This is a genomic window from Bradyrhizobium sp. B120, assembly GCF_049075665.1.
Classification (GTDB): domain Bacteria; phylum Pseudomonadota; class Alphaproteobacteria; order Rhizobiales; family Xanthobacteraceae; genus Bradyrhizobium.
The window spans coordinates 3,272,869-3,299,050 of record NZ_CP185242.1; the positions used below are offsets into that span (position 1 = coordinate 3,272,869).

General features: G+C 66.6%; 25 protein-coding genes and 1 riboswitch. Of the genes, 15 read left to right on the forward strand and 10 right to left on the reverse strand.

Annotated elements, in window-relative coordinates:
* Positions 1-6: 6 nt before the first annotated feature.
* Entirely contained in the window at positions 7-972 is a 966-nt protein-coding gene (gene cobD, locus ACOIX3_RS14855; RefSeq protein WP_420970551.1) for a threonine-phosphate decarboxylase CobD, read from the forward strand.
* Here cobD and ACOIX3_RS14860 read toward each other — a convergent pair.
* Positions 969-2,417 carry a cobyric acid synthase gene (locus ACOIX3_RS14860; protein ID WP_420970552.1) on the reverse strand — a complete coding sequence of 483 codons (1,449 nt, stop codon included), beginning with the start codon at positions 2,415-2,417 and terminating at the stop codon, positions 969-971. The two genes, cobD and ACOIX3_RS14860, sit on opposite strands and share 4 nt — an antisense overlap.
* An 11-nt stretch (positions 2,418-2,428) precedes the next feature.
* The gene (gene cobO / locus ACOIX3_RS14865) at positions 2,429-3,082 is read right to left on the reverse strand and encodes a cob(I)yrinic acid a,c-diamide adenosyltransferase (RefSeq protein ID WP_298367847.1); all 654 of its coding nucleotides are present in this window, start codon (positions 3,080-3,082) and stop codon (positions 2,429-2,431) included.
* A 36-nt stretch (positions 3,083-3,118) separates the two neighbouring features.
* Positions 3,119-3,335, forward strand: a riboswitch (cobalamin riboswitch).
* Positions 3,336-3,427: 92 nt separating this feature from the next.
* Here cobO and ACOIX3_RS14870 point away from each other — a divergent pair.
* From ACOIX3_RS14870 to cobJ, 7 genes are read left to right on the forward strand one after another with little or no spacing between them, the layout of a single operon-like run.
* A complete protein-coding gene (locus ACOIX3_RS14870; protein ID WP_420970554.1) occupies positions 3,428-3,802 on the forward strand; it encodes a DUF1636 family protein in 375 nt (124 codons plus the stop codon).
* Positions 3,799-4,833 (forward strand): cobalamin biosynthesis protein CobW, encoded by a 1,035-nt coding sequence (cobW, locus tag ACOIX3_RS14875; RefSeq protein WP_420970555.1) that lies wholly within the window; start codon positions 3,799-3,801, stop codon positions 4,831-4,833. The genes ACOIX3_RS14870 and cobW overlap by 4 nt, the downstream gene beginning before the upstream one ends.
* The gene (gene cobN / locus ACOIX3_RS14880) at positions 4,833-8,081 is read left to right on the forward strand and encodes a cobaltochelatase subunit CobN (protein WP_420970556.1); all 3,249 of its coding nucleotides are present in this window, start codon (positions 4,833-4,835) and stop codon (positions 8,079-8,081) included. The genes cobW and cobN overlap by 1 nt, the downstream gene beginning before the upstream one ends.
* On the forward strand, positions 8,078-9,241 hold the full coding sequence (gene cobG, locus ACOIX3_RS14885) for a precorrin-3B synthase (protein ID WP_420970557.1): 1,164 nt from the start codon (positions 8,078-8,080) through the stop codon (positions 9,239-9,241). Before cobN ends, cobG begins: the two co-directional genes overlap by 4 nt.
* Entirely contained in the window at positions 9,241-9,870 is a 630-nt protein-coding gene (locus ACOIX3_RS14890; protein WP_420970558.1) for a precorrin-8X methylmutase, read from the forward strand. Before cobG ends, ACOIX3_RS14890 begins: the two co-directional genes overlap by 1 nt.
* 2 nt (positions 9,871-9,872) lie before the next feature.
* Complete coding sequence (locus tag ACOIX3_RS14895) at positions 9,873-10,604, forward strand: precorrin-2 C(20)-methyltransferase (protein ID WP_420970559.1); 732 nt, start codon at positions 9,873-9,875, stop codon at positions 10,602-10,604.
* Positions 10,601-11,335 (forward strand): precorrin-3B C(17)-methyltransferase, encoded by a 735-nt coding sequence (gene cobJ, locus ACOIX3_RS14900; RefSeq protein ID WP_420970560.1) that lies wholly within the window; start codon positions 10,601-10,603, stop codon positions 11,333-11,335. The genes ACOIX3_RS14895 and cobJ overlap by 4 nt, the downstream gene beginning before the upstream one ends.
* Here cobJ and ACOIX3_RS14905 read toward each other — a convergent pair.
* The gene (locus tag ACOIX3_RS14905) at positions 11,311-12,060 is read right to left on the reverse strand and encodes a cobalt-precorrin-6A reductase (protein ID WP_420970561.1); all 750 of its coding nucleotides are present in this window, start codon (positions 12,058-12,060) and stop codon (positions 11,311-11,313) included. The genes cobJ and ACOIX3_RS14905 overlap by 25 nt on opposite strands.
* Between ACOIX3_RS14905 and cbiE the strand changes: the two genes are divergently transcribed.
* Genes cbiE through cobF form a run of 6 tightly spaced genes read left to right on the forward strand, consistent with a single transcriptional unit; the run spans position 12,059 to position 17,176 of the window.
* Complete coding sequence (gene cbiE / locus ACOIX3_RS14910; RefSeq protein ID WP_420970563.1) at positions 12,059-13,240, forward strand: precorrin-6y C5,15-methyltransferase (decarboxylating) subunit CbiE; 1,182 nt, start codon at positions 12,059-12,061, stop codon at positions 13,238-13,240. The genes ACOIX3_RS14905 and cbiE overlap by 2 nt on opposite strands.
* A complete protein-coding gene (locus ACOIX3_RS14915; protein WP_420970564.1) occupies positions 13,237-13,605 on the forward strand; it encodes a cobalamin biosynthesis protein in 369 nt (122 codons plus the stop codon). The genes cbiE and ACOIX3_RS14915 overlap by 4 nt, the downstream gene beginning before the upstream one ends.
* Positions 13,602-14,387, forward strand: coding sequence for a precorrin-4 C(11)-methyltransferase (gene cobM / locus ACOIX3_RS14920; protein ID WP_420970565.1), 786 nt, complete (start codon positions 13,602-13,604; stop codon positions 14,385-14,387). The genes ACOIX3_RS14915 and cobM overlap by 4 nt, the downstream gene beginning before the upstream one ends.
* Entirely contained in the window at positions 14,384-15,694 is a 1,311-nt protein-coding gene (locus ACOIX3_RS14925) for a cobyrinate a,c-diamide synthase (protein WP_420970566.1), read from the forward strand. The genes cobM and ACOIX3_RS14925 overlap by 4 nt, the downstream gene beginning before the upstream one ends.
* A complete protein-coding gene (cobA, locus tag ACOIX3_RS14930; protein ID WP_420970567.1) occupies positions 15,691-16,419 on the forward strand; it encodes a uroporphyrinogen-III C-methyltransferase in 729 nt (242 codons plus the stop codon). Before ACOIX3_RS14925 ends, cobA begins: the two co-directional genes overlap by 4 nt.
* Positions 16,420-16,426: 7 nt before the next feature.
* Positions 16,427-17,176, forward strand: a complete 750-nt coding sequence (gene cobF / locus ACOIX3_RS14935; protein ID WP_420970569.1) for a precorrin-6A synthase (deacetylating) — start codon at positions 16,427-16,429, stop codon at positions 17,174-17,176.
* Positions 17,177-17,213: 37 nt separating this feature from the next.
* Here the strand turns inward: cobF and ACOIX3_RS14940 are convergent, their stop codons facing one another.
* The 3 genes from ACOIX3_RS14940 to ACOIX3_RS14950 form a co-directional block, all read right to left on the reverse strand.
* The gene (locus tag ACOIX3_RS14940; RefSeq protein WP_420970570.1) at positions 17,214-17,408 is read right to left on the reverse strand and encodes a hypothetical protein; all 195 of its coding nucleotides are present in this window, start codon (positions 17,406-17,408) and stop codon (positions 17,214-17,216) included.
* 353 nt (positions 17,409-17,761) lie between these two features.
* Positions 17,762-18,268 carry a YkgB family protein gene (locus tag ACOIX3_RS14945; RefSeq protein ID WP_420970571.1) on the reverse strand — a complete coding sequence of 169 codons (507 nt, stop codon included), beginning with the start codon at positions 18,266-18,268 and terminating at the stop codon, positions 17,762-17,764.
* 36 nt (positions 18,269-18,304) lie between these two features.
* On the reverse strand, positions 18,305-18,841 hold the full coding sequence (locus ACOIX3_RS14950; protein ID WP_420970572.1) for a carboxymuconolactone decarboxylase family protein: 537 nt from the start codon (positions 18,839-18,841) through the stop codon (positions 18,305-18,307).
* Positions 18,842-18,972: 131 nt separating this feature from the next.
* Between ACOIX3_RS14950 and ACOIX3_RS14955 the strand changes: the two genes are divergently transcribed.
* A complete protein-coding gene (locus ACOIX3_RS14955; RefSeq protein ID WP_420970573.1) occupies positions 18,973-19,968 on the forward strand; it encodes an AraC family transcriptional regulator in 996 nt (331 codons plus the stop codon).
* Positions 19,969-20,022: 54 nt separating this feature from the next.
* Here ACOIX3_RS14955 and ACOIX3_RS14960 read toward each other — a convergent pair whose 3' ends face one another.
* From ACOIX3_RS14960 to ACOIX3_RS14975, 4 genes are all read right to left on the reverse strand, one after another.
* On the reverse strand, positions 20,023-20,697 hold the full coding sequence (locus ACOIX3_RS14960; protein WP_420970574.1) for a peroxiredoxin-like family protein: 675 nt from the start codon (positions 20,695-20,697) through the stop codon (positions 20,023-20,025).
* A gap of 166 nt (positions 20,698-20,863) precedes the next feature.
* The gene (locus tag ACOIX3_RS14965) at positions 20,864-21,742 is read right to left on the reverse strand and encodes a LysR family transcriptional regulator (RefSeq protein WP_420970575.1); all 879 of its coding nucleotides are present in this window, start codon (positions 21,740-21,742) and stop codon (positions 20,864-20,866) included.
* Positions 21,743-21,836: 94 nt separating this feature from the next.
* Positions 21,837-22,763 carry a response regulator gene (locus ACOIX3_RS14970; RefSeq protein WP_420970576.1) on the reverse strand — a complete coding sequence of 309 codons (927 nt, stop codon included), beginning with the start codon at positions 22,761-22,763 and terminating at the stop codon, positions 21,837-21,839.
* The gene (locus ACOIX3_RS14975) at positions 22,753-26,121 is read right to left on the reverse strand and encodes an ATP-binding protein (RefSeq protein ID WP_420970577.1); all 3,369 of its coding nucleotides are present in this window, start codon (positions 26,119-26,121) and stop codon (positions 22,753-22,755) included. Before ACOIX3_RS14975 ends, ACOIX3_RS14970 begins: the two co-directional genes overlap by 11 nt.
* Positions 26,122-26,182: the final 61 nt, after the last annotated feature.

Below are 26,182 nucleotides of genomic sequence, written 5' to 3' on the forward strand. Positions count from 1 at the left end.
CGGCGCATGCGTGAGCATGGCGGAAATCTCGATGTCGCCCAGCAGCGCTTCGGCGGCGCCGCGGAAGATTGGATCGATCTGTCGACCGGGATCAATCGGGTGCCCTATGCTGACGTCGATGTCGAGCTGCGGCACTGGAACGCGCTGCCGTCGCGATCCGAGATTGAGTCCCTCCATCACGCCGCGCGGCAGGCCTACCGCACTGACGCGCCGATCGTGGCGATGGGAGGTGCGCAGGCCGCCATTCAGTTGCTGCCGCATCTGGCGCCTCGCGGGCGAGCGCGTATCCTTGCGCCGACCTATAACGAGTATGCCGGGATGTTGTCGGTCGCTGGTTGGGACGTGACCGAGGTGTCCGATCTTGCAGCGCTTGCGGGAGCTGATCTTGCCGTCGTCGTCAATCCGAATAATCCGGATGGAACATGCCATGATCGGCGCGAACTGCTCGCGCTGTTGCCCCGCGTTGGCCGGCTCGTCATTGACGAGAGTTTTGCGGACGCCGTACCCGACCTGTCGCTTGCTGCGGAGGCCGGACAGCCTGGGCTCCTGATCCTGCGCTCATTCGGCAAATTTTACGGACTTGCGGGCTTGCGGCTCGGCTTCGCCGTTGGCAGCGAGCCGGATATCGCCGCGCTTGCGGCGATGGTGGGACCATGGCCAGTTTCCGGTGCGGCAATCGCAATCGGACGGCGCGCGTTGCTCGATCGCGGCTGGGCAGCGGCGACAATTGCACGGCTGGCGGACGATTGCGCCAGGCTCGATACGGCGGCGCGATCGCAGGGCTGGACGCTGCTCGGCGGCACGCCGCTGTTCCGGCTCTACGAGACCGGCGATGCCTTGGCTGCGCAGGAGAAGCTTGCCCGAGCGCTGATCTGGTCGCGCGCGTTCCAGCAAAAGCCGGGATGGTTGCGCCTCGGTCTGCCGGGCAGTGAGGCCGAATGGTCCCGTCTTGCCGCAGCGTTGTCGGTTTAACGCGCCAGCGCGAGCAGGCCATCGACATCGAGATGGGTCTCGAGGTGCTCGGCAAGCGCGTCGAGCGCGCTCTCGACCCTGGCGCCGTACGGCTGATCCGCCGCAGGGATATCGAGCTGCGCAAGGAACGCCTTGCGAAATCCGTCCGAGGTGAACAGGCCGTGCAGATAGCTGCCGTGAACGCGTCCGTCGCTCGACATGGCGCCTTCCGGCGCGCCGTCAAGCATTGAAAAGGGCCGCGCGCGATCCGGGCCATCGGTACGCCCGATATGGATTTCGTAGGCGCTGATCGGCTGATGGGTCGCAGCGTGCACCGCGTTGACGCGGGTCAGCGTCTTCTGTTCGGACATAACAGTCGTGACGTCGAGTAGTCCGAGGCCGCGCGTTTCGCCGGCGAGTCCCTCGATCCCATCAGGGTCGGCGACGTTCTGCCCAAGCATCTGGTATCCGCCGCACAACCCAAGGATATGGCCGCCGCGGCGATGATGCGCCAGAAGGTCGATGTCCCAGCCTTGCGCGCGCAGGAAGGCGAGATCGCCGCGGGTCGATTTCGAGCCGGGCAGGATGACGAGCTTCGCGTCGCCCGGGATGGCTTCGCCCGGCCGCACCATCACGAGATCGACACCAGGTTCCAGCTTCAGCGGATCGAGGTCGTCGAAATTGGCGATCCGCGACAGCGCAAGAAACGCGATCTTGCACTGGCCGGGCCTGCGTGCCTCGCCGAGCCCGAGCGCGTCTTCGGCGGGAAGCTCGCCGGCGCGCGCGAACCAGGGCAGCACGCCAAAGCCGCGCCACGCGGTTCGGGATTCGATCAGGCGGTAGCCGTCGTCGAACAGCGTCGGATCGCCGCGGAACTTGTTGATGACAAAGCCCTGGATCATCGCAGCATCATCGGGATCGATCACCGCCTGGATGCCGACGAGCTGCGCGATCACGCCGCCGCGGTCGATATCGCCGACCAATACCACGGGCACGTCGGCCCGGCGCGCAAAGCCCATATTGGCGATGTCGGACTTGCGTAAGTTGACCTCGGCGGGGCTGCCGGCGCCCTCGACTAGCACGAGGTCGGCGCGCGCCTTCAGGCGCCCAAAGCTCTCCAGCACCGCGCCCATCAGCGACGGCTTCATGGCGGTATATTCGCGCGCGCGGGCGGTCGCGATCCGCTTGCCGTGCACGATGACCTGCGCGCCGACATCGGTTTCGGGCTTCAGCAGCACCGGGTTCATGTCGGTGTGCGGCTCGACGCCGGCGGCGAGCGCCTGCAAGGCCTGCGCCCGTCCGATCTCGCCGCCGTCGACCGTCACAGCGGCGTTGTTCGACATGTTCTGCGGCTTGAACGGCAGCACGCGCAGGCCGCGTTGTCTGGCGGCACGCGCGAGGCCGGCGACGATGAGCGACTTGCCCACGTCCGAGCCGGCTCCCTGGATCATCAATGCGCGCGCCATGGCAATAACTGTCAGAACTCGACGCCCGGCTGGGCCTTGATGCCGGAGCGGAAGGGGTGCTTGACCAACGTCATCTCGGTGACGAGATCGGCGATCTCGATCAATTCGTCCTTGGCGTTGCGCCCGGTGAGCACGACATGCGTCATCGGCGGCTTCGATGTGGTCAGGAAGTCGACGACATCGGCGATCGCCAGATAATCGTAACGCAGCGCGATGTTGATCTCGTCGAGCACGACCATGCGCAGGCTCGGATCCGCGATCAGCTGCTTGGCCTTTTCCCAGCCGGCTTGCGCCGCCGCGATGTCGCGGGCGCGATCCTGGGTCTCCCAGGTAAAGCCTTCGCCCATCGCGTGGAATTGACAGAGATCGCCGAAATGCCCGGTGAGCAGGCGGCGTTCGCCGGTATCCCAGGCGCCCTTGATGAATTGCACCACGGCGCAGGGAAAGCCATGCGCCACGCAGCGCACGATCATGCCGAAGGCGGAGGAGGATTTTCCTTTACCGGCGCCGGTATGAACGATGATCAGGCCCTTTTCACCGCTTTTGGTCGCCATGATCTTGTCGCGGGCGACCTTCTTTTTCGCCATCTTGGCCGCATGGCGCGCATCCAATGAAGGGTCGGTGCCGACGGCGCCGTCTTCAGCGTCGTTTCCATCAGAAATCATCACGTTCCTTCGGCTTGACAAGTGCGAGGCCAGGACGAATGGTGACCCCGCGTTGGTTCCTGTCCTACGACAGGCGAAGAGGGAATGCGATAGGGCTCGGACCGCAAGGTTTGCCCGAAGCGCAGCCGCCCCCGCGACCGTGACCGGAGAGATGCCCAAGCCACTGATTCCCTGATGGAGTCGGGAAGGTGGGCATCACGGGAGAAATCCTACTCCGCAAGCCGGGAGACCTGCCGACGCAGTGTGTTTGAGACCGGCGGACGGGGTGTTCCGCGACGGGGAACGGACCTGTTCACGTCAGGTTCGTGTGCCTCATCGCTTCCCGCAGTCAATCCAGGAAGGGCGATGAGCGTTACACTTCATGTCTGTATCACCTGTCGCGCGGGCCAGACGCTCGCGGAAGGTGAGGTCGCGCCCGGTGCGCGCCTGCACGCCGCGCTTGTTGAGGCGGGTGTGCCCGATGACGTTAATCTAGTTCCCGTCGAATGCCTGTCGGCTTGCAGCCAAGGCTGCTCCGTCGCGCTCAGCGCGCCTGGGCGGTGGTCCTATGTCTACGGCCGCCTGTCCGCGGACAATGCCAAGGATGTGATCGCCGGCGCTACCGCCTATGCCGCGGCGCCTGACGGCATCGTGCCGTGGCGCAGCCGTCCCGAAATCTTTCGCAAGCAATCGCTTGCCCGCATTCCCCCCATCGCCGTCGTGCCGGAGGCCGCAGAATGACCACGCTCGCCAAGGTTCCGGTCACCGTCGTGACCGGCTTTCTCGGGTCCGGCAAGACGACGCTGATCCAGCACCTGATCCGCAATGCCAACGGCAAGAAGCTCGCGGTGCTGGTGAACGAATTCGGCAGCGAAGGCGTCGACGGTGACATCTTGAAGTCGTGTGCGGACGCCAATTGTCCGACCGAGAACATCGTCGAGCTCGCCAATGGCTGCATCTGCTGCACCGTCGCCGACGATTTCATCCCGGCGATGGAGCAGCTGCTCGCGCGCCCCGTGCGGCCCGATCACATCGTGATCGAGACATCCGGCCTCGCGCTGCCGAAGCCGCTGTTGAAGGCGTTCGACTGGCCGGAAATCCGCTCGCGGATCACGGTCGACGGCGTGATCGCGCTGGCCGATGCGGAGGCCGTTGCCGCCGGTCGCTTTGCGCCGGACCCGGCCGCGGTGGATGCGCAGCGCGCGGCCGACGACAATCTCGATCACGAAACGCCGCTGTCCGAAGTGTTCGAGGACCAGATCGCCTGTGCCGATATCGTGCTCCTGACCAAGGCCGATCTCGCCGGAGCCGAGGGGATCAAGGCCGCCAAGGCGCTGATCGCGGCCGAGATGCCGCGCGAGGTGCCGATGTTGCCCATCGTCGATGGCGCGATCGATGCCCGCGTGATCCTCGGCCTTGAAGCGGCGGCAGAGGATGACCTCGCGTCGCGGCCGTCTCACCATGACGGCGAGGACGAACACGAGCACAATGATTTCAACTCAGTGGTGATCGATCTGCCCGAGATCGCGGATGTCGATGCGCTGATCGCCTCGATCAAGGGGCTGGCGCGCGAGCAGAACGTGCTGCGCGCCAAGGGCTACATCGCGGTCGAGGGCAAGCCGATGCGGTTGCTGGTGCAATCGGTCGGCGAGCGGGTCAGGCATCAGTTCGACATGCCCTGGGGCGTGCGGGCGAGACAATCAAAGCTCGTCGTGATCGGCGAACACGGCGATATCGATGAAGCCGCGATCAGGGCGCGACTAGGTGTCTGATGCACGTCGTCTTCCGCGAGAGCCGTGGCCTTGAGGAGACCGCGACGCCAAGAGACCTCGGTCAGGATCCGGCCGATCTCGTGGTGTTGTCGTTTTCCGACAGCGATCTCGCTGCGTTCGCGGCCGGCTGGCGGCGGGGCCGTGCCGCATTGCCGTCGCTGCGGCTCGCCAATCTCGCGGAGCTGCGCCATCCGTTGTCGGTCGATACCTATATCGAGCGGACACTGTCGCAGGCGCGCGGCATCCTGGTGCGGCTGATCGGCGGCGAACCGTATTGGTCGTACGGACTGGCCGCGGTGCACCGGCTGGCGAAGGAACGTGGCATCGCCCTGGTGGTGCTGCCGGCGGATGGCCGCGACGATTTGCGGCTGGATGAATTCTCGACCCTGCCGGTCTCGACGCTGCGCCGCCTGAAGGTGCTGTCCGACAAGGGCGGCCCGGTTGCCGCGCAGGCCGTGATCGCGCAGCTGGCGCTGGCGTCCGGACTTTATGCCGGGCCGGTCGTCGGCGAGATCGATCTTCCCGAGATCGGGGTCTACGATTCGCGGCGCGGCGCCGTCGCGGCGCTGCCGGCATCGGATGGCCGGCCGCTTGTGCTGGTGACCTTCTATCGCTCCTACCTGGCGGCCGGCGACACGGCGCCGGTCGATGCACTGATCGATGCGTTGCGCGAAAGGGGATTTGATGCCCACGGCGTGTTCGTCACCTCGCTGAAGGCGGCCGGCGTCGCCGATTGGCTGCGCGCTCAATTCGCGCAATGTACGCCCGCCGCCATCGTCAATGTGACCGCGTTCTCTGCGGCGGGTGACGACGGCACGACGCCGTTCGATGCCGCATCGTGCCCGGTGTTCCAGGTCGCGCTGTCGACGGCGCGGCGCGAGGATTGGACCTTGTCGCTACGCGGTCTGTCGCCCGGCGATCTCGCGATGCATGTGGTGCTGCCGGAGGTCGACGGCCGCCTGTTCACGGGCGTCGTCAGCTTCAAGTCGCCAGGCGAGCGCGATCCCGATCTGCAATTCGCGCATCTTGCGCACCGGCCGGATGCCGAGCGCGTCGCAGCGGTCGCCGCGCGCGTGGCAGCCTGGCACCGGCTTGCCGGCAAGCCCGCCGCGGACAAGCAGCTTGCGCTCGTGCTCTCGAACTATCCCGGCCGCCCGCACCAGATTGCGCATGCCGTTGGCCTCGATGCGTTGGCTTCGGTGGAGACGCTGCTGGCCGATCTCGCGGCTGCAGGCTTTGATCTTGAGCCGGTGGCGTCGCTGGGCGGCGTGCTGCTGCACCGGAAGCTGACATGGGACGTTGCCGAATATCACGCACTGGTCTCCAGCCTTCCGCAGCCGCTCCAGGACGATCTTGCGCGCGCATGGGGCGCGCCGGAGGACGATCCCGATTGCCGTGACGGCGCGTTTCATTTCTCGGCGATCAAGTGCGGCAAATCGATCATCGCGGTTCAGCCGGAGCGCGGTGACGTCGGTCAGCGCGATGCCGACTATCACGACCTCTCGCGCACGCCGCGCCATGCCCATGTCGCGTTTCATCTGTGGCTCAGGCAGCAGGGCATCGATGCCGTCGTCCACATGGGCGCGCATGGCACCTTGGAGTGGCTGCCCGGCAAGTCGGTTGCGCTGTCGTCCGCATGCTGGCCGGAAGCGCTGATCGGCGATCTGCCCGTCGTCTATCCCTTCATCGTCAACGATCCCGGCGAGGCCGCGCAGGCCAAGCGCCGGATCGGTGCCGTGACGATCGGCCATCTGCCGCCGCCGCTGGGGCAGGCGGCGGTGCCGGAGGGCTTGCGCAGGCTCGAGCGTTTGCTCGATGAATATTCGACTGCGGACGGCCTCGATCCGGCGCGGCGGCAGCGCCTGATTGCCGCGATCCGCGAGGAAGCCCGCATCGCCGGGCTGGAGGACGATCTCGGTCTCGCGGCGTCAGTCTCGGCGGCCGAGGCCATTCCGCAGATCGATCGCTTCGTCTGCGATCTCAAGGAAAGCCAGTTCGGCGATGGGCTGCATGTGTTCGGGCAGGGAGCTTGTGGCGCGGCGGAGAGGGCAGCGCTGCGCGATGCGCTCGCGGGACGCCGTGTTGCGCCGGGGCCGTCGGGCTCGCCCTATCGCGGGCGCAGCGACGTTCTGCCGACCGGACGCAATCTGTTTGCGGTCGATCCGCGCGCGGTGCCGACGCCGTCGGCGCATGCGCAAGGCGTCAAGCTCGCCGAGGAACTGCTGCGCCGTCATTTGCAGGATCACGGCGACTGGCCGAAAGGGCTGGTCGTCGATCTCTGGGGATCGTCGACGATGCGCACCGCCGGCGAGGATTTTGCGATGGCGCTGCATCTCGCCGGGATCGCGCCGCGCTGGGATCATGGATCGGGCCGGGTGTCGGGCTACGACATCATCGCGCCGGCAGAGCTTGGCCGTCCGCGCATCGACGTGACGCTGCGCGTGTCGGGGCTGTTCCGCGACGTGTTCTCCGGTCTTGCGCAGTTGTTCGAAGCTGCGACCGAGGCGTTGTCCGAACGCAGCGAGGAGGCGGAGGAGAATCCCTACCGGCAGCGCGTCTCGCGCGTGTTCGGTCCTCGCCCCGGACACTATGGCGCCGGCATTGCGTCTGTCCCGGACGTCTTCACGGAGGAGGCGCGCGACGCGGCCGGCGAAGCCTGGCTGTCGGCATCGTCCTGGGCCATTGCATCCGATGGCGAGATCAGGCCTGACCGTGCCGGCATCGAGGCAAGGCTTGCTGCTGCCGACAGCTTCGTCCACACCCAGGACTTGCCGGAGACCGATCTGCTGCTGGCAGCGGACTATGCCGCGCATGAGGCCGGCATTGCCGCTGCGGCGCGGCGGCTTGGCGCAAAGGTCCCGTCGCTCTATCACCTCGATGCGACGCGGCCGGATCAGCCGCATGCTCGTTCCTTGACCGAAGAAATCTCGCGCGTGGTGCGCGCGCGTGCCGCCAATCCCGCCTGGATCGCGGGCATGATGCGCCACGGCTTCCGCGGCGCCGCCGAAATATCGGCGACCCTGGAGCACATGGCGGCGTTCGCGCACCTCGCCGGTGCGGTGCCGCCGCACCTGTTCGACCTCTATTACGACGCGACGCTCGGCAATGACGACGTTCGCGCCTTCATGGCGCGCGAGAATCCGGCGGCGCTGGCTGCGATCGAAACCTGCTTCACCCGGCTGCATGACGCATCGCTCTGGCAGACGCGGCGCAATTCGATCGCGGCAGCGCTGCAGGAGGCCTCATGAGCGCGGTCGCGATCAAGGGCTGGTGTCCCGGCGCGCTGCGGCCCATGCAATCAGGCGATGGCCTCGTGGTGCGCATCCGTCCGCGCGGCGGGCGGCTGGATGCGGTGCAGGCTGCGGGAATTGCCGACCTCGCTGGGCGATACGGCAACGGCCTGATCGATCTGACCAGCCGCGCCAATCTCCAGATCCGCGGCGTCAGCGATGAGGGTTATCCGGCCTTGATCGATGGGCTCGCCGGGCTCGGGTTACTTGACGCGGATTCGGATACCGAGGCGCAACGTAACATTCTGGTGACGCCGTTCTGGACGCCCGATGACGACACGCCTTTGCTCGCGGCCGAGCTTGAGCGGGCGCTCGCCGGCGCGTCGCTCGATCTTCCGACCAAGTTCGGCTTCGCGATCGATGATGGCAGCGCGCGCGTGCTGGCCGGCGCGTCGGCGGATATTAGGATCGAGCGCGATCGCAACGGCGGACTGCTGGTGCGTTCCGATGGCGCACAATTCGGGCTGTCCGTCGCGCGGAGTGAGGCCGTGCAGGCCGCGCTCGCGATGGCCGAATGGTTCGTCGCCTCCGGCGGGGCCAAGGGTGAAAAACGACGGATGGCAGCTCATCTGGCCGGCGGCGCGAGCTTGCCGCAGTCGCTTCGCGGCGACGCCGAGCCCGTGGCCCGATCGGCGGACCCTGTTCCCGGCCTCTACTCGACTGGCGCGATGGTCGGCCTGGCCTTCGGGCAAATGCCGCACCAGACGCTCAGCCATCTCGCCGGGTGCGCGCAGGCTCTCCGCATGACGCCGTGGCGGATGCTGCTGGCGGAGGGGATGCATGAGATGCCCCGCGGCGCGGACCTGGTCACTGATCCAAATGATCCGGCGCTCCGTGTGATCGCTTGCAGCGGCGCACCGCTCTGTCGTGAGGCGCATGCCGACACGCGTGCATTGGCATCGGCGCTTGCATCGTTTGTCCTGGACGATGCCCGGCTTCACGTGTCGGGCTGCGCCAAAGGCTGTGCCCATTCCGGTTCGGCTGACGTCACCCTCGTTGCGTCAAGCGAGGGCTTTGACCTCATCCGTCGCGGCACCACGCGGGACGTGCCGGCCCTGCGAGGCCTGACCCGTTTGGACCTCGTCGCAAATCCCTCCGTGCTGATGGGAGGCCATTGATGCCGCACGTCTATGAGACCGATGGTGCGGCGATCTATCGGCAGTCCTTTGCCACGATCCGGTCGGAGGCCGACCTTGCCCGCTTTACATCAGACGAGGAGCCGGTGGTCGTGCGCATGATCCATGCCGCGGGCATGGTGGGTCTGGAAGCGCATGTCCGCTTCACGCCCGGCATGGCCGCCCGCGCACATACCGCCTTGCAGAACGGCGCGCCGATCCTCTGTGACGCACGCATGGTGTCGGAGGGCATCACGCGCGCGCGGCTGCCGGCCGGCAACGCCGTCATCTGCACGCTCGGTGATCCCAAGGTTCCCGAACTCGCGCAATCGATGCACAACACGCGCTCCGCGGCGGCGCTCGAGCTGTGGCGGCCGCATCTGGCCGGGGCCATCGTCGCGATCGGCAACGCGCCGACGGCGCTGTTCCATCTGCTCAACATGCTGGAGGATGCCGACTGTCCGCGGCCGGCGGCGATCATCGGCTGCCCGGTCGGCTTTGTCGGAGCGGCCGAGTCCAAGGCGGCCTTGATGGCCGCGCCGCCGGTGCCGGCACTGACGGTCGAGGGACGCCTCGGTGGTTCGGCGATCACGGTCGCCGCCGTCAATGCGCTGGCAAGCCGGAGCGAATAGCGATGGGACGCATCATTTGCTGCGGCCTCGGCCCAGGCGATCCCGATCTGATGAGCGTGCGTGCCGACCGCATGGTGCGCGCCGCGAAGCACGTCGCCTACTTCCGCAAGAAGGGGCAGCTCGGGCAGGCGCGCCGCATTGTGGACGGATTGCTCGCCGCCGATGTCCGCGAGTATCCGATGGAATATCCGGTCACCACGGAGATCGCTTTCGACAGTCCGGACTATGCACGGCTGCTCGCGGGCTTCTATGACGAATGGGCCGAGCGCCTGGCGCGGCTTGCCCGCGCGGTCGACATCGTCGTGCTCTGCGAGGGCGATCCCTATTTCTACGGCTCGTTCATGCACCTGCATGCGCGCCTGCAGGGGCGGGTCGAGATCGAGGTAGTCGCCGGCATTCCCGGCATGGTCGGTTGCTGGAATGCGGTCGGCCAGCCGATCGCGCTTGCAGACGATGTGACCACCGTGCTGATGGGGACGCTGCCTGAGGTGGAGCTCGCGCAGCGGATGCGCAGCTCCGATGCGCTGGTCGTGATGAAGACCGGCCGCAATCTGACGAAGATCCGCCGCGCGCTCGCCTCCGCAGGCCGTCTCGACGATGCGTGGCTGGTCGAACGCGGCACCATGCCCGATCAGCGGGTCGCGCGGGTCGCGGATCTCGGCGAGGCCGACTGTCCGTACTTTGCGATCGTGCTGGTGCACGGGCAGGGACGGCGGAGAGGGGCGGCGCAATGACCGGCACGCTGACCATTGCGGGCCTGGGGCCGGGCGACGAGGCGCTGATCACGCCGGAGGTCTCCGCTGCGCTCGCGATGGCGACCGACATCGTCGGCTATGCGCCGTACGTGACGCGCGTGCCGCCGCGCGAAGGGCTCACGCTGCATCCTTCGGACAATCGCGTGGAGCTGCAGCGCGCCGGTGAGGCGCTGCGGCTTGCGGCCGAAGGGCGGCAGGTCGTCGTGGTGTCCTCGGGTGACCCCGGGGTCTTCGCGATGGCATCCGCCGTGTTTGAAGCGCTGGAGGATGCGCCGCAATGGCACGACCTTTCCATTCGCGTCCTGCCCGGCGTGACGGCGATGCTGGCGGCAGCCGCAAGTGCCGGCGCGCCGCTCGGTCATGATTTTTGCGCGATCAACCTCTCCGACAATCTCAAGCCATGGCTGCTGATCGAGCAGCGCCTGCGGCTGGCGGCCGAAGCCGATTTCGCGATCGCGATGTACAATCCGCGCTCGGCAAGCCGTCCGGAAGGCTTTGCGCGGACGCTCGAGATTTTGAAAGAGGCGGGCTGTGGCGAGCGCATTGTGATTTTCGCGCGCGGCGTCAGCACGCCTGACCAGCGCATCGAGACCGTCGAACTGCGCGACGCGCGGCCCGAGATGGCCGATATGCGGACGCTTGTGATCGTCTGCAATTCGACGACGCGGCGGGTCGGCCGCTGGGTCTATGCGCCGAGGCAGGTCCGATGACCGAGCCATTCCATCACCTCGCTCACGCTTTCCACCCGCGGCCGCTCGGGCAGCAGCGGCCGCATGATCATGATGACCGGAAGGCCAAGCGTGCGGGCGGCGTCGATCTTGGCGCGCGCGCCACCTCCGCCGGAATTGCGGGCGACGATCCACGCGATAGAGCGCGCACGCATCATCTTCAGCTCGTTGTCGAGCGTGAACGGGCCGCGCGAGACGATGACGTCGGCACCGGGCAATGGCAGTTTTTCGTCGGGTGGGTCGACGAAACGCAACGTATAGGCATGCTGCGGCCGGCTACCGAACGGCGCAATGTGCTGGCGGCCGATCGCGAGGAACACGTTGGCGCGACTGTCCGGCAACGCCGCGACCGCCGAGGCGACGTCCGCGACCTCGATCCAGCGGTCGCCGGATGTCTTGTCCCAGGGTGCGCGTTCGAGCGCGAGCAGCGGCGTTGCGGTTTGCGCGCAGGCGGCGACCGCGTTGCGGCTCATCTCGGCGGCGAAGGGATGCGTCGCGTCGACCACACGCGTGATGCCTTCGCGACGAAGGTAGTCGGCAAGACCACTGACGCCGCCGAAGCCGCCGATCCGGGTCGGCAGAGGTTGTTCGGCGGGAGCGGCGGTGCGTCCGCCATAGGAATAGACCGCATCGATCCCCGCGCGCGCGATTGTCGCGGCGAGCGAATTGGCGTCGGCCGTTCCGCCCAGGATCAGGGCGCGCATCATGGGTAGTCCCTGGTTGACCATCATCGGCATCGGCGAAGATGGCCTTGCCGGCCTCTCCGACGCAAGCCGAAAGGCGCTTGGTGAAGCCGAAACGGTGTTCGGCGGCGAGCGGCACCTCGCGCTGGCCGGGATCACCGACCGCGGCCGCGTCTGGCCGGTTCCGTTCGATGCGGAGATTGTGCTTGAATGCCGTGGTCGTCCGACCGTGGTGCTCGCTTCGGGCGATCCGTTCTGGCATGGCGTCGGCGGCAGCCTTGTCGGGAAGTTGCAGGTCGGCGAGTGGGTCGCGCATTCCGCTCCGTCGACGTTCTCGCTGGCGGCGGCACGGTTGGGCTGGCGTCTCGAGAATGTCATCTGTCTCGGCCTTCATGCCGCACCGTTCGAGCGGCTATTGCCGCATCTCGCGCGTGGCGCACGGATCATCTGCCTGGTGCGCGACGGCAGAGCGGCTTTCGATCTCTCGCAATGGCTCACGGACCATGGCTGGGGTCCGTCGGCGGTGTGGACGCTTTCCGCACTTGGCGGGCCGCGTGAGTCCGTCGCGCAGCATCGCGCTGACAGCTATGCCGGCGATTCAAGCAACAGTCTGGTCGCTGTTGCACTGGAGGCTGCGGGAGCGCAGGGGATCGCGCGCAGCTCGGGGCTTCCCGACGCACTCTTTGTGCATGATGGGCAGTTGACGAAACGGCCGGTGCGCGCGCTTGCGCTGTCGGCGCTTTCGCCGCGGCCTGGTGAGCGGCTGTGGGATGTCGGCGCGGGCTCAGGCTCGATCTCGATCGAATGGGCGCTCTGCGGCGGGACGGCGATCGCAGTCGAGGCCCGCGGCGAACGCGCCGCCAATATCCGCAGCAATGCGGCAAGCTTCGGCTTGACCCACCGGATCACTATTATCGAGGGAGAGGCTCCCGGCATTTTGTTGGACCTCGAATCGCCCGATGCCGTGTTCGTCGGTGGTGGCCTCGATGCCGCGATGTTCGATGCGATCTGGCCACGCATCGCGCCGGGCGCACGACTGGTCGCGCATGCCGTGACGCTGGAAACCGAGGCGCTGCTCTCCGATCTGCACCAGCGTTATGGCGGCGAATTGATGCGCCTGGAAATCGCTCAGGCCGAGCCGTTGGGGCGGTATCGCTCCTGGAAGGCTGCGCGGCCGATCGTGCAATGGAGCGCGGTCCGATGAAGGTCGCGGGTCTGGGGTTCAGGAGCAATGCCAGTGTCGCGTCCTTGCGCGAGGCGCTCGACGCGGTCGGCGGTTCCAAGGGGCTTGCGGCGATTGCGACAGTCACTGACAAGGCCGGCGCTATGGCATTGCAAGCGTTGGCCCAGGAATTGGGATTGCCGATCCGGAGCATTCCTGCCGAGATGTTGGCCAAGATAAAGACCGCAACGCAATCCGAATTCGCTAAAGCCAGGTTCGGGACGGGTTCGGTCGCCGAAGCAGCCGCGATCGCAGCCGCAGGGCGCGGCGCGCGTCTGATTTCGGTCAGGGCCGTGTCGCAGGATCGGATGGCCACTGCGGCGATCGCAGAAGGAGACGGTGAATGACGGTGCATTTCATCGGCGCAGGGCCAGGCGCCGCCGATCTCTTGACCCTGCGCGGCCGCGATCTCATCGCCGCTTGCCCGGTCTGTCTCTACGCCGGATCGTTGGTCCCCGAGGGCGTGTTGGCGCATTGCCCGAAGGATGCGCGCATCGTCAACACGGCATCGATGTCGCTCGACGACATCATCGCCGAGATCGCTGCAGCGCATGCCGAGGGTAAGGACGTGGCGCGGCTGCATTCGGGCGATCTCTCGATCTGGTCGGCGATGGGCGAGCAGCTGCGCCGGTTGCGCGCGTTGCAAATTCCCTATTCGGTCACGCCCGGCGTGCCGGCGTTCTCAGCGGCCGCTGCGGCATTGGAGGCCGAATTGACGCTGCCCGGCCTTGCGCAATCGGTGGTGCTGACGCGCACGCCGGGCAGGGCGAGCGCGATGCCTGATGGCGAGACGCTTGCGGCCTTTGCCGCGACCGGTGCGGTGCTCGCGATCCATCTGTCGATCCATCTGCTCGACAAAGTCATAGCCGAGCTCACGCCGCATTATGGCGCCGACTGCCCGGTGGCGATCGTCTGGCGCGCAAGCTGGCCGGAGCAGCGCATCGTGCGTGCCACGCTCGCAACGCTCGATGCCGCCGTCGGTCCGGAGCTCGAACGCACCGCGCTTATCCTGGTCGGCAAGACGCTCGGCGCCGGCGAATTCGCCGAGAGCCGGCTCTATGCGGCCGATTATGACCGCCGCTATCGCCCGGTCGGAGCGGAGCCGCGCTTTCCGGAATCATCGCAATGACCGCGGGGCTCGTGATCTCTGCACCGGCATCGGGCGTCGGCAAGACGACGCTGACCCTGGCGCTGGCCCGCGCCTATCGCAATCACGGGCTGACGGTGCAATGCCTCAAGAGCGGGCCCGATTACATCGATCCGGCGTTTCACGCGGTCGCAACCGGACGCGCATCCGTCAACATCGACAGCTGGGCGATGTCGGGCGAAGCGATCGCGCATCTGGCGGGCCGTGGAGCGGATGCCGATCTCGTGCTGGCCGAAGGCTCGATGGGATTGTTTGACGGCGTCGCGACCCGCGGCGTCTCGGGTACCGGCGCCACCGCCGATATTGCCGAGATGATGGGATGGCCGGTGCTGCTGGTGATCGATCCCTCCGGCCAGGCACAGACCGCGGCGGCGGTCGCGGCGGGATTGCGCGATTTTCGCGCCGGCGTGCGGCTTGCGGGTGTCGTGCTCAACCGTGTCGCCAGTGCGCGGCACGAAGCGCTGGTGCGCAGCGCCATGGCGGGCGCGGGCATTCCGGTGTTGGGTGCGCTGCCCCGCCACGCCGAGATCGCGTTGCCGAAGCGGCATCTCGGCCTGGTGCAGGCCGAAGAGCAGGCTGAGATCGACGGTCTGATCAATGAGGCCGCGCGCTTCGTCGTCGAGCATGTCGATCTCGACGCCGTGTTGCAATCGGCGCGCACCTGGTCGCCGCAATCGGCCGCGCGCAGCCTCGACATCACGCCGCCCGGCCAGCGCATTGCGCTCGCGCGCGATGCCGCATTCTCCTTTGTCTACCCGCATATGCTGGAAGCCTGGCGCGCGGCCGGCGCCGAGATCGTGACCTTCTCGCCGCTTGCCGACGAAGGCCCCGACGCGGATGCCGATGTGTGCTGGCTGCCTGGCGGTTACCCTGAACTGCATGCGGGGCGACTTGCTTCCAACATGCGATTTCTCGGGCAGTTGCGCGCCTTTGCGGAGACGAAGCCGGTGCATGGCGAGTGCGGCGGCTACATGGTGCTGGGCACCGCGTTGACCGACGTTGACGGCGTGCGCCATGCGATGGCGGGATTGCTCGGCCTTGAGACCAGCTATGCCAAGCGCCGCATGCATCTCGGCTACCGGCTCGCCGAGCTGGTCGCTGCGATGCCGGGGCAGGCTCCCGGCGCACGCCTCCGCGGCCACGAATTTCACTACTCGACGATCATCGCGCAGCCGGACACGCCGCTCGCGGTTGTGTGCGATGCGACCGGCGCGATCGTGGCCGAGACCGGATCGCGGCGGGGTAACGCAACGGGCACATTCTTCCATCTGATTGCGGAGGACCGGTGAGCGGATTCGTTTCCTTCGTGTCGGCCGGCCCCGGCGATCCCGAGCTCCTGACCATGAAGGGAGCCGCGCGGCTGCGCGAGGCCGACGTGGTTCTCTACGATGACCTCGCCTCGGGCGCGATCCTCGATCTCGCACGCACAGGCGCCAATCTCGTCGCGGTCGGCAAGCGCGCCGGCCGTCTCTCGGCGAAGCAGCATCATGTCAGCCGGCTGCTGGTCGACTATGCGGCGGCTGGCGTGCGCGTGGTGCGGCTGAAATCCGGTGACGCCGGCATTTTTGGCCGGCTCGAGGAGGAGATCGAGGCGCTGCGCGCGGCCGGCATCGGCTACGAGATCATTCCCGGCGTGACCTCGGCCTCGGTCGCCGCGGCGCAGGCCGGCATTCCGCTGACGCGGCGACTGACCTCGCGCCGCGTCCAGTTCGTGACCGGCGCCGATGTCACGGGCGAGTTGCCCACGGATTTGAATTGGGCGGCGCTGGCCGATCCCGAGGCCACCACTGTCGTCTATATGGGCCGGCGCACCTTTCCGGCCCTGGCCGCGAAGCTGATCGCGCATGGCCTCGCCCCCGAGACGCCTGCGCTGCTCGCGGAGTCGCTTGGCCACGTCGATGAGCGCTTGATCCGCACCACGATCGCAGAGCTCGCCGAGCGGCTCACGCAGGCAGGCGCCGCCACCGCGGCTGCCGTCATTCTGTTCGGTGCGCTGGCGCCGGAGCAAGGTTGATACGGCCATGTTGACGCTTTCCCTGATCGGTATCGGTTGTGGCGATCCGCAGCAGCTCACGCTTGCTGCGATCGCCGCGATCAATGCCGCCGACCTGGTCCTGATCCCGCGCAAGGGGACCGCGAAGGCGGATCTCGCGGACTTGCGCCGAACGATCTGCGCAGAGGCGTTGAACAACGACCGCACGCGCATTGCCGAGTTCGACCTGCCGGTGCGTGACGCCGGCGAGGCGGACTATCGCAAGGGCGTCGACGATTGGCACGATGCGGTCGCTGCGACCTGGTCACAGGAGATCGCGCGCCATCTCGGCGGCGAGGGCAGCGTCGCCCTGCTGATCTGGGGCGATCCCTCGCTCTACGATTCGAGCCTGCGGATCGCGCAACGGCTCGATCCGTTGCCGTCGATCGAGGTGATCCCGGGCATCACGTCGATCCAGGCGCTGTGCGCGGCGCATGCGCTGCCGCTCAACGAGATCGGCGAGCCGTTCCTGGTCACGACCGGCAGGCGGCTCCGCGAGGCCGGTTGGCCGCCGGGCGTCGACACCATCGTCGTGATGCTCGACGGCGGCGCCGCATTCCAGACGCTGGATCCGGAGGGCTTAAAGATCTGGTGGGGTGCCTATCTCGGCATGCCCGATCAGATCCTCATGGCGGGCGAGCTGGCCGAGGCAGGCCCTCGCATTGTTGCCACGCGCCGCGATGCGCGTGAGCGGCACGGCTGGATCATGGACAGCTACGTCCTCAAGCGGCGATCGTGATCGCGGGATTGCGTCGGCATTCCATGCAGCAGGGCGGCTATCCGGTCTTCAGCCCGCGAATCGAGGGTTGGATCGTCAGGCGGTAGGCCACGAGCGTGTCGCCATCGAACCGCTCGAGCGTTGTCTCACAGACCGGGCAGCGATACTCGCCCTTGCTTCCCGATCCGGATGACAGCTCAAGGCGCCGGAATCCAGCCCCGCAGCGCGGACACGTGACGTCGTCCTTCTTCATCAACTCACCCCAGAACAACACCGGCGGTATTTTGTAACCTAGACCGCACGGCAGAACTATGGTCATGGCCGGGAGAGCGACCGATCATTCCTGCATGGCAACGCTGACGCGATCGAGATCGAACATCCGGATCGCCAGTCCGATCCCGCACAGGAACGGACCGGCAACTGCAACGCATTCCGCAAACTCAGCAACAACTTATGGCGTGACGTCGAAGCACGATCTGACCTCGCCCGCACCGCAACAATGGCTGCGATGTCGCGACGCCCGCGGTCCCCCCGACCCCCGATCAACGCGCGATCGCCGGCGAACGCAGGGTTCGCCGGCGATCCATCGCCATCAGCGGACGCCACCTATTGCCGCGTCAGGCGAACCACGTCCTGCCTCAGCAGGTAGAGCGACACGGCGAGCAGAACGACGTCCTTCATCAGGAAGGGCACGTTGCCGGTCATTGCAGGGAAGCCTCCCGCGGCAACGTCCCAACCATCCGGCATGAACGGGATGATGGTGACGGTCGCGATGAAGGTGCCGGTCGAGCCGAGGGCGCCGAGCACGCCGAGGCGCTTGTCCCAGAAGCCCGCCAGCAGCAGCGAGCCGAACGTCCACTCCGAGGCGCCGAGGAAGTAGCTGGCGCCGGCATGGCCGAAGGCTGGATAGAGCCACCAGATCAGCGGCCCGTTGCTGATGAACGGGACCAGCCGTTCGAATTCGTACGGAAACCACTTCTGGTAACCGAAGAACAGGAACATGATCACCATCGCGGCGCGGACGACGTGGTAGTCGAGATCATCCGCGAGCAGGCCGGACCTGTAGAGTGCGCGGACAAGCGGATTCTGTGTGGTGTTGGTAAGCGTGGTCATGGTCGTGATCCCTTCGTGTGACATCGCGCGGTCGCTCTAGGCGACCGCGGGGAAGTCGATGTCGGTGTCGTTGATGCGGTTGAAGACGTTGGTGAAGACGATGGTCGCGAACGCCAGGCTGATCTCGACCAGCTGCGCGTCGCTGTAGCCGGCGGCCTTGATCGCGGCGAAATCCGCGTCGCTCACGGTGCCGCTCGACTGCGCGAGCTTACGGACGAAATGCACCAGCGCATCGCGCTTGGCGTCACCGGTCGGCGCGCCGCCGCGGATCTGCTGGAGGACATCCGCGTTCACGCCGGCCAGCCTGGCGAGATGGGAATGCGCGGCGACACAGTAGTCGCAGCCGCCGGCGGCGCTGACCACGAGCTTGATGATCTCCCGATCGCGCTTGGAAAGGCTTCCGCCGGCGAGCACCGCATCGGCGGCGAGCATCGACTTGAGCGCGGCCGGGCCGTGGGCGGCGATCGCCGCGTAGGCGTTCGGAACGCTGCCGGCCGCCTTCTTGATCTGGGCGTAGATCTGGCCCGAGGGGCCGGTATCGGTTTCGAGATTGGGGACTGAGAGACGGGACATGGTGGCACTCCTTGTTGGGGTTGGTGAACGATTGCGGAGTGACAATAGGATCGAGATGTGAGACATTGAATGTTGATTAGGCTCATAAATATGCTCAATCGTCTCAATCCGGTCGCTTTTGGGGGGCTGCCATGGACTGGCTCAGCGGGCTGTTCGCGATGATGCCGGTGCGCGGGCGGCTCGACCTGCGTTGCAGCTACAGCGTGCCCTGGCGCATCGACCAGGGGCCGGGCGCAACCAACGAGATCCCCTATCATGCGGTGCTTGCCGGCTCGGCGATCCTGGATGATCCCGCAGGCGGTCGGCCGTTGCTGCTGAAGCCGGGCGACATTCTCCTGCTGCCAGGCAACCCGCGACACGTGATGCATGACGGCAGCGGGGCGGCACCGCTGCCGGCGCGCAACCGGGCGGCACAGAATTTTACGATCAGCGAGAACCTGGGTTCGGACGAGCGGCTTGACCTGCTGTGCGGACACTTCGCGATTGCGCCCCCGCACGACCGTCTATTGCGCACCTATCTTCCGCCGCGTCTTGTCGTGCATGCCGGCCCGCGGACGGGAAAGGGAACGGCCGCACAGCTCGCCGGGCTCGTGTCCCTGATGCGCAGCGAAACGGCCGACGATCATCTGGGCGGCCGCGCCATGCTGGACGCGTTGTCCACGGCGATGTTTGCGCTTGTGCTGCGGCTTGCGAGCGAGACCGATGACAGGTCACACGGTCTGCTGGCACTGGTCGGCGATCCCCGTCTGGCGCCGGCGGTGGCGGCCATGTTCAACCAGCCTGCGCGCGCATGGTCGCTGCCGGAGCTTGCGCGTCTCTGCAACATGTCGCGCGCCACCCTTGCACGGCAGTTCCAGGAGAAGCTCGGGCGATCGGCGAGCGATCTGCTCACCGATATCAGGATGACGCTTGCGGCGAACGAGTTGAGGAGATCGTCGCTGTCGACCGGCGCCGTTGCGGAGATGGTCGGCTACCAGTCCGAGGCCGCATTTCAGCGCGCCTTCAAGAGCCATATGGGCGTGACGCCGGCGCAGTGGCGAAAGGCGCAGCACTCCGGCGAGGATGCATTGGCCGGACCTGGCGCAACCGCCGATCCGGATGGGAGTTCGGCGGCTGCGCATGAATAACCTGCAAGAGGAAAGCGGCCGATGGCTAGTCGCCACCGGCCGCTCTGCGCGCTGTCATGCCTTCACGGCGGCCGCCTGCTGGAGAACCGCGATCATGTCCTCGGGCTCCGGGCGGCGGGTATAGTCGGGGTTCACTTCCGAGTAGAGGATCACGCCGTTCTGTCCGATCACGTAGCGGGCCGGCATCGGCAACGTCCAGCTCGGATCGTCGTTGAAGGTCGGCAGATCGTTCTTCAGCTGCTTGTAGAGATCGACCAGATAGTCGGGCAGATGGAAGCGCAGTCCGAAGGCGTCGCCGATCTGGCCCTTCGCGTCGGACAGGATCGGGAACGAGAGCTTGTTCTGGCGCACGGACTTGCGGCTGTTCGGCGCGGTCTGCGGCGAGATCGCGACCAGCGAAGCTCCGTATTTGTCGAATTCCGGCTTGGTGGCTTCCAGCGCCTGCAGCTCCATGTTGCAATACGGGCACCAGACGCCGCGGTAGAAGCTGAGCACCAGCGGGCCGCGCTTCAGCAGGTCGGCCGAGCTGACGATATTGCCGTCCGGATCACGCAGCGAGAAGGCGGGGGCGACATCGCCCGCCTTCTTGGCGCGCTGGGCGGCACCGGACGCGACAAGCTCCGCGGTGGCGCGGTGCATGATCTCGATGACGGCTGGCGGAACGTTGTAGGGCGGCTTTCCGGCTTCGAAGTCGGCCTTGAAAGCGTTGAGCTTGGCTTGCAGCGACATGGCGGTTCTCCTTGGCTTCTGCGTGGTGGACGGCAGCGCCGTCCGTTTGTTGAAATCACACGCAGGAAGCTAAAGGAGATGGCCGCGCAGGGTAGCGCTGCCGCTGGACTAGCGCTTATTCCTGACCGGAATAAGCGCGAACCCGCTTCAACTGTCGGATGACGCGTCATGCATTGAAGCTGCGCTCGAAGAAGTTCACGAATGCGCGGGCCTTGGCGGTCGCGGCGCGCCCGGTCGGAAGCACGGACCAGAGATCGAGCGCAGGGAGGCTCCATTCAGGCAGGACCGCACGCACCGTGCCCGCTTTCAGTTCGGGGCTGAACATCCACTCCGAGGCGATCGCGAGCCCGGCATCGGCGAGCACCGCAGCCCGGACGCCTTCGGCTGCGGTGACCCGCAGTCGGCTCCGCACCGTGACGGCGAGTTCAGTGCTCTCGCGATGAAACGACCACACGCTGCCCTCGCGGAGATAAACGACGGCCTGGTGCCGGCTCAGTTCGCTCGGCGTGGCAGGCGTGCCGGCGCGGTCGAAATAGGCCGGCGTGCCCAGCACGAGGCGCTTGCATCTTGCGACACGGCGTACCGTCAGCGTCGAGTCCGCCATTTTGCCCATCCGCAGCGCGACGTCGATGCCTTCCTGCACGAGATCGATCTGGCGGTCGTCGAGCACGACCTCGAGCTCCAGCTCCGGGTGCTGCGCGAGAAACTTCGGCAGCATCGGAATGAGATGGATCCGGGCGAAGGTGACGGCGGCGCAGATCCGCAATCGTCCCCTGAGGCCGGCTCCGGCGCCGCGCGCCGCAACCTCGGCTTCGGCCGCCTCTTCAAGCGCGCGCCTGGCGCGCTCGAGATAGCCTAGCCCCGCTTCGGTCGGGGTCAGCCCGTGGGTGGAGCGCGTGAGCAACTTGACCCCGAGAAATTCCTCGAGCTGCGCGACCGATTTCGAGACCGACGGCTGGCCGACCCGGAGCTGCCGCGCCGCTCCGGAGAACGAGCCGGTCTCGACCACCCGCACGAAGGTCTCCATCGCCGCCAGACGATCCATGGCTATTCTCCACAGGAATGAGCGATCATGCCCATCCTGTCACGGTCCGATGCGATTGGCCATTTCCGGACGCGCCGGCAGCGGAGGCGGCAGGCTACGACTTGCGATGCCTCGCGTTGACCGCGATCGCGGCGGCGGCGGTGCGGTTCTCGACGCCGAGCTTGGCGTAGATCTGCTCGAGGTGCTTGTCGACGGTGCGCGGGCTGAGGCCCAGGATTTGCGCGATGTCGCGGTTGGTCTTGCCCTTGGAGAGCCAGGACAGCACCTCGCCCTCGCGGGTGGTCAGGCCGAGCTCGCTGGAGAACTCGGCCGGCATGTCGCCGCTGGTGTCCTTGGCCAGCCGCAGCAGGAATTCGTTGGGCCCGAGCTTGCCCATGAATTGCAAGCGAAGCTGCTCGCTGCCGGGGAAGGGCGCCACGGTTGCGGTCTTCGCTCCGGCTTTGCCCTTCTGCGCCTGGTCAAGCCATTGCGGCATCGGCTCCGGCAGCACGAAATTGTCGGCGGCGTCGGCAAGCGTATCCGACAGCAGTCGCTGTGCCTGCGGCGTCGCCCATAGCAGCGCGCCCGCGCTGTTGACCGCGAGCAGATAGCGGCCGGAGACGTCGAGCGCGGCGCGAGCGCTCTGCGTCATCCGCGCATTGGCGAGATGGACCCGGATGCGCGCCAGCATTTCCTCGACCACGATCGGCTTGGTGACATAGTCGACGCCGCCGGCCTCCAGCCCGCGCACGATGTGCTCGGTTTCGGCCAGCCCCGTCATGAAGATGATCGGCACGCCGTCGAGCCCGGCGTCGCGCTTCAGCCGCCGGCAGGTCTCGAACCCGTCCATGCCGGGCATCACGGCATCGAGCAGCACGATATCGGGCGTGATCTGGTCGACGATGCGCATCGCGGAGGCGCCGTCGAGTGCGACCATCACGGTCATGCCGGCGCCGTCGAGCGCGTCGGTGAGCAGGCGCAACGTCTCGGGCGAGTCGTCGACGACAAGGGCGACGTCGCGCTTTCGCTGTTCAATGGTCATAGCTGTGCAATGTTTTCAACGTCGCCATATATTGATCGAGATCGAACCGGTCGATCAGCGTGCGCATCTGGCCGACGAAATCGGCATGTTCGGGACATTCGTTGCCGATCTCGTCGAGCTTGAGCTGGATCGCCCTGATATAGCCGAGCTGGCCGAGGCTGATCAGCTCTTCGACAAATTTCACCGGCGGGCGCGAACCAGTGTCGGGCTTCCATTGCGGGGGCGGAATCTGTTCGGCCTCATACTGCCACTCGATCTTGAGCAGCTGGCGGATGCTCTCGAGCAGCCGCGGGATGTCGATCGGCTTCATCAGATAGCCGTCGTGGAACGGTTGCGCCAGCGGCGCGCCATGTGCTTCCAATGCGCTCGCGGATATCATCAGGATTCGGGCCTGGTGATGGCCTTCGGAGCGTAAGGTCTCGGCGACCGTCCAACCGTCCATGCCCGCCATCGAGATATCGAGCAGGAACATGTCCGGCCGGCAATGCTGCGCGAGCGCAAGGCAGCCCGGTCCGTCCGGTGCGCTGAGCAGGATGAAGCCGAGCGGCGCCAGGATCTCGCGCAGGAGGTCGCGGTGGGTCGGGTCATCGTCGGTGATCAGGATCGTCTTGCGCGGGCCGTGATAGCCGTACACCGGAGCATCGACCGGCGCATCGCGGCGCGGATTGGTGACCTCGGACAGCAGCAGCTTGACGCGGAAGGTGCTGCCGGCGCCGACCGTGCTCAACACCTTGATGTCGCCGCCCATCACACCCGCGAGCAGGCGGCTGATGGTGAGGCCAAGCCCGGTGCCGGTCTGCGGCTGGCTGACGCCGAGCGCGCCGCGCTCGAACGGGGCGAAGATCCGCTCGAGGTCGTCGGGCTGGATGCCCGGCCCGGTATCGATCACCTCGAACTCGGCGACCGGGCTGCGATAATGCACCACGAATTGCACCTTGCCGGTCTGCGTGAACTTGATCGCGTTCGAGAGCAGGTTGATCAGGATCTGCCGCAGCCGCTTCTCGTCGGCATAGACCACGACCGGCAGCACCGCCGGCCGCCTGAACACGAAGTCGATGCCCTTGGCCGCGGCCTGCAGGCGGAACATGCCGACCAGCTGCTCGAGGAAATCGTTCAGCCGCACCTCATCGCGCGAAAGATAGAGGCGGCCGGCCTCGATCTTGGAGATATCAAGAATGCCGTCGATCAGTCCCGACAAATGGTCCGCGCTGCGGCGGACCACGCGCACTTGCCCGCGGGGCCGCACCGGGAGGCTGTCGTCCTGCTCCAGCAGCTGCGCGTAGCCGGAGATCGCATTCAGCGGCGAACGGAGCTCGTGGCTGAGGCCGACGACGTATCGGCTCTTGGCGAGATTGGCGGCCTCGGCGACTTCCTTGGCGCGCTGCAGTTCGGCATCGGTGCGCTTGTGGGCGTCGATCTCCTGGATCAGCAGCGTGGTCTGCCGGCGGGTTTCGTCTTCGGCGGCGCGCCGGCTCTGTTGCGCCAGCACGAACAGCCAGGCGACGACGCCGATGATCAGGGTCAGCGCAAAGAACACCTTCCACAGCACGTCGGCCAATAGCTCGTTAGCGTGTACGGCTGCGGTGGTCTGCAGATAGATCAGGCCGAGCACCAGCGCCACGAGACCGGCCGAGACTGCGAACACGCCGAGGTAATGGCCGAGCTGCGAGTTGATGCGGGCGTAGATCGGCTGCGGCATCATCTTGCCCAGGGCGTCCGAGACCTGCGCGCCGATCCGCCCATGCGGCTTGCAGAGGTCGTGGCAGCGCGCGTCGAGCGAGCAGCACAATGAGCAGATCGGGCCGGCATAGGCCGGGCAGGCGGCCATGTCCTCGGGCTCGAAGGCATGCTCGCAGATGCAGCACTGGATCGATTCAATGTTCTGCCAGCTCCGCTTCGGCTTGCGGGCGATGTAGTACTTGCCGCCGGTCGCCCAGGCAATGAGGGGCGCCGTGATGAAGGCGACCGCAAGCGCGACGAAGGCCGACAGCGCTTTCGCGGTCGGGCCGAACAGGCCGTAGAACGCGCTGATCGAGACCACGGTCGCGATCGTCATGGCGCCGACACCGACCGGATTGATGTCGCAGAGATGGGCGCGCTTGAACTCGATATGCTGCGGCCGCAAGCCGAGCGGCTTGTTGATGACGAGATCGGCCACCAGCGCGCCGACCCAGGCGATCGCGACGTTGGAGTAGAGCGCCAGCGTCTGCTCCAGCGCCTTGTAGACGCCGATCTCCATCAACAGCAACGCGACCACGACGTTGAACACCAGCCACACCACGCGGCCGGGATGCGAATGGGTGAGGCGGGAAAAGAAGTTCGACCAGGCGATCGAGCCGGCATAGGCATTGGTGACGTTGATCTTGACCTGCGACAGGATCACGAAGGTCCCGGTCAGCGCCATCGCGAGATCCGGCTGCGACAGCACGTAGCGGAAGGCTTCGAGATACATGTTCGCCGGCTCGGCCGCGTGCTCGGCCGAGACGCCGTGGCTGAGGGCGAAGAAGGCCAGGAACGAGCCGGCGAGCAGCTTGAGCGCGCCGAGCACGATCCAGCCGGGACCGGCGCTGAGCAGCGCGATCCACCAGGCCTTTCGCGAGGTGCGGCGATCGCGCGGCAGGAAGCGCAGGAAGTCGACCTGCTCGCCGATCTGCGCCACCAGCGCGAACACGACCGAGGCCGCGGTGCCGAACAGCAGGAGATCGAGGTTGCCCGCGGGATCGCCGTGCTCGCCGGCGAACTTACGCCACTCGGTGAACGAATGCGGATTCGCCCAGGCGATCGCCGCGAACGGCATGATGTGGAGGATCACCCACAGCGGCTGGGTCCAGAGCTGAAAGCGGCTGATCAGCGTGATGCCGTAGACGACCAGCGGAATGATCACGACCGCGCTGATCAGGTAGCCGATCGGCCGCGGGATGCCGAAACACATGTCCAGCGCGCTGGCCAGGATCACGGCCTCGATCGCGAAGAAGATGAAGGTGAAGGAGGCGTAGATCAGCGATGTGATGGTCGAACCGATATAGCCGAAGCCGGCGCCGCGGGTCAGCAGGTCGATATCAATGCCGCTTTTCGCGGCATGGTAGGCGATCGGCAGCCCGCAGAGGAAGATGATGACGCTGACGACCAGGATCGCGGCGGAGGCGTTCATCGCGCCATAGTTCAGCGTGATGGTGCCGCCGATCGCCTCCAGCGCGAGGAAGGAGATCGCGCCGAGCGCGGTGTTGGCGACCCGGGCGGCGGACCAGCGCCGCGCGCTCTTGGCGGTGAAGCGCAGCGCATAGTCTTCCAGCGTCTGGTTGGCGACCCATTGATTATATTGGCGCCTGACGCGGTCAATCCGCTGCCGCCCTGCCACTCGCTCTACTCCTGGTCCACGATGCTCTGATCGCGGGCAAATCCCGTACCAAAAACCTACG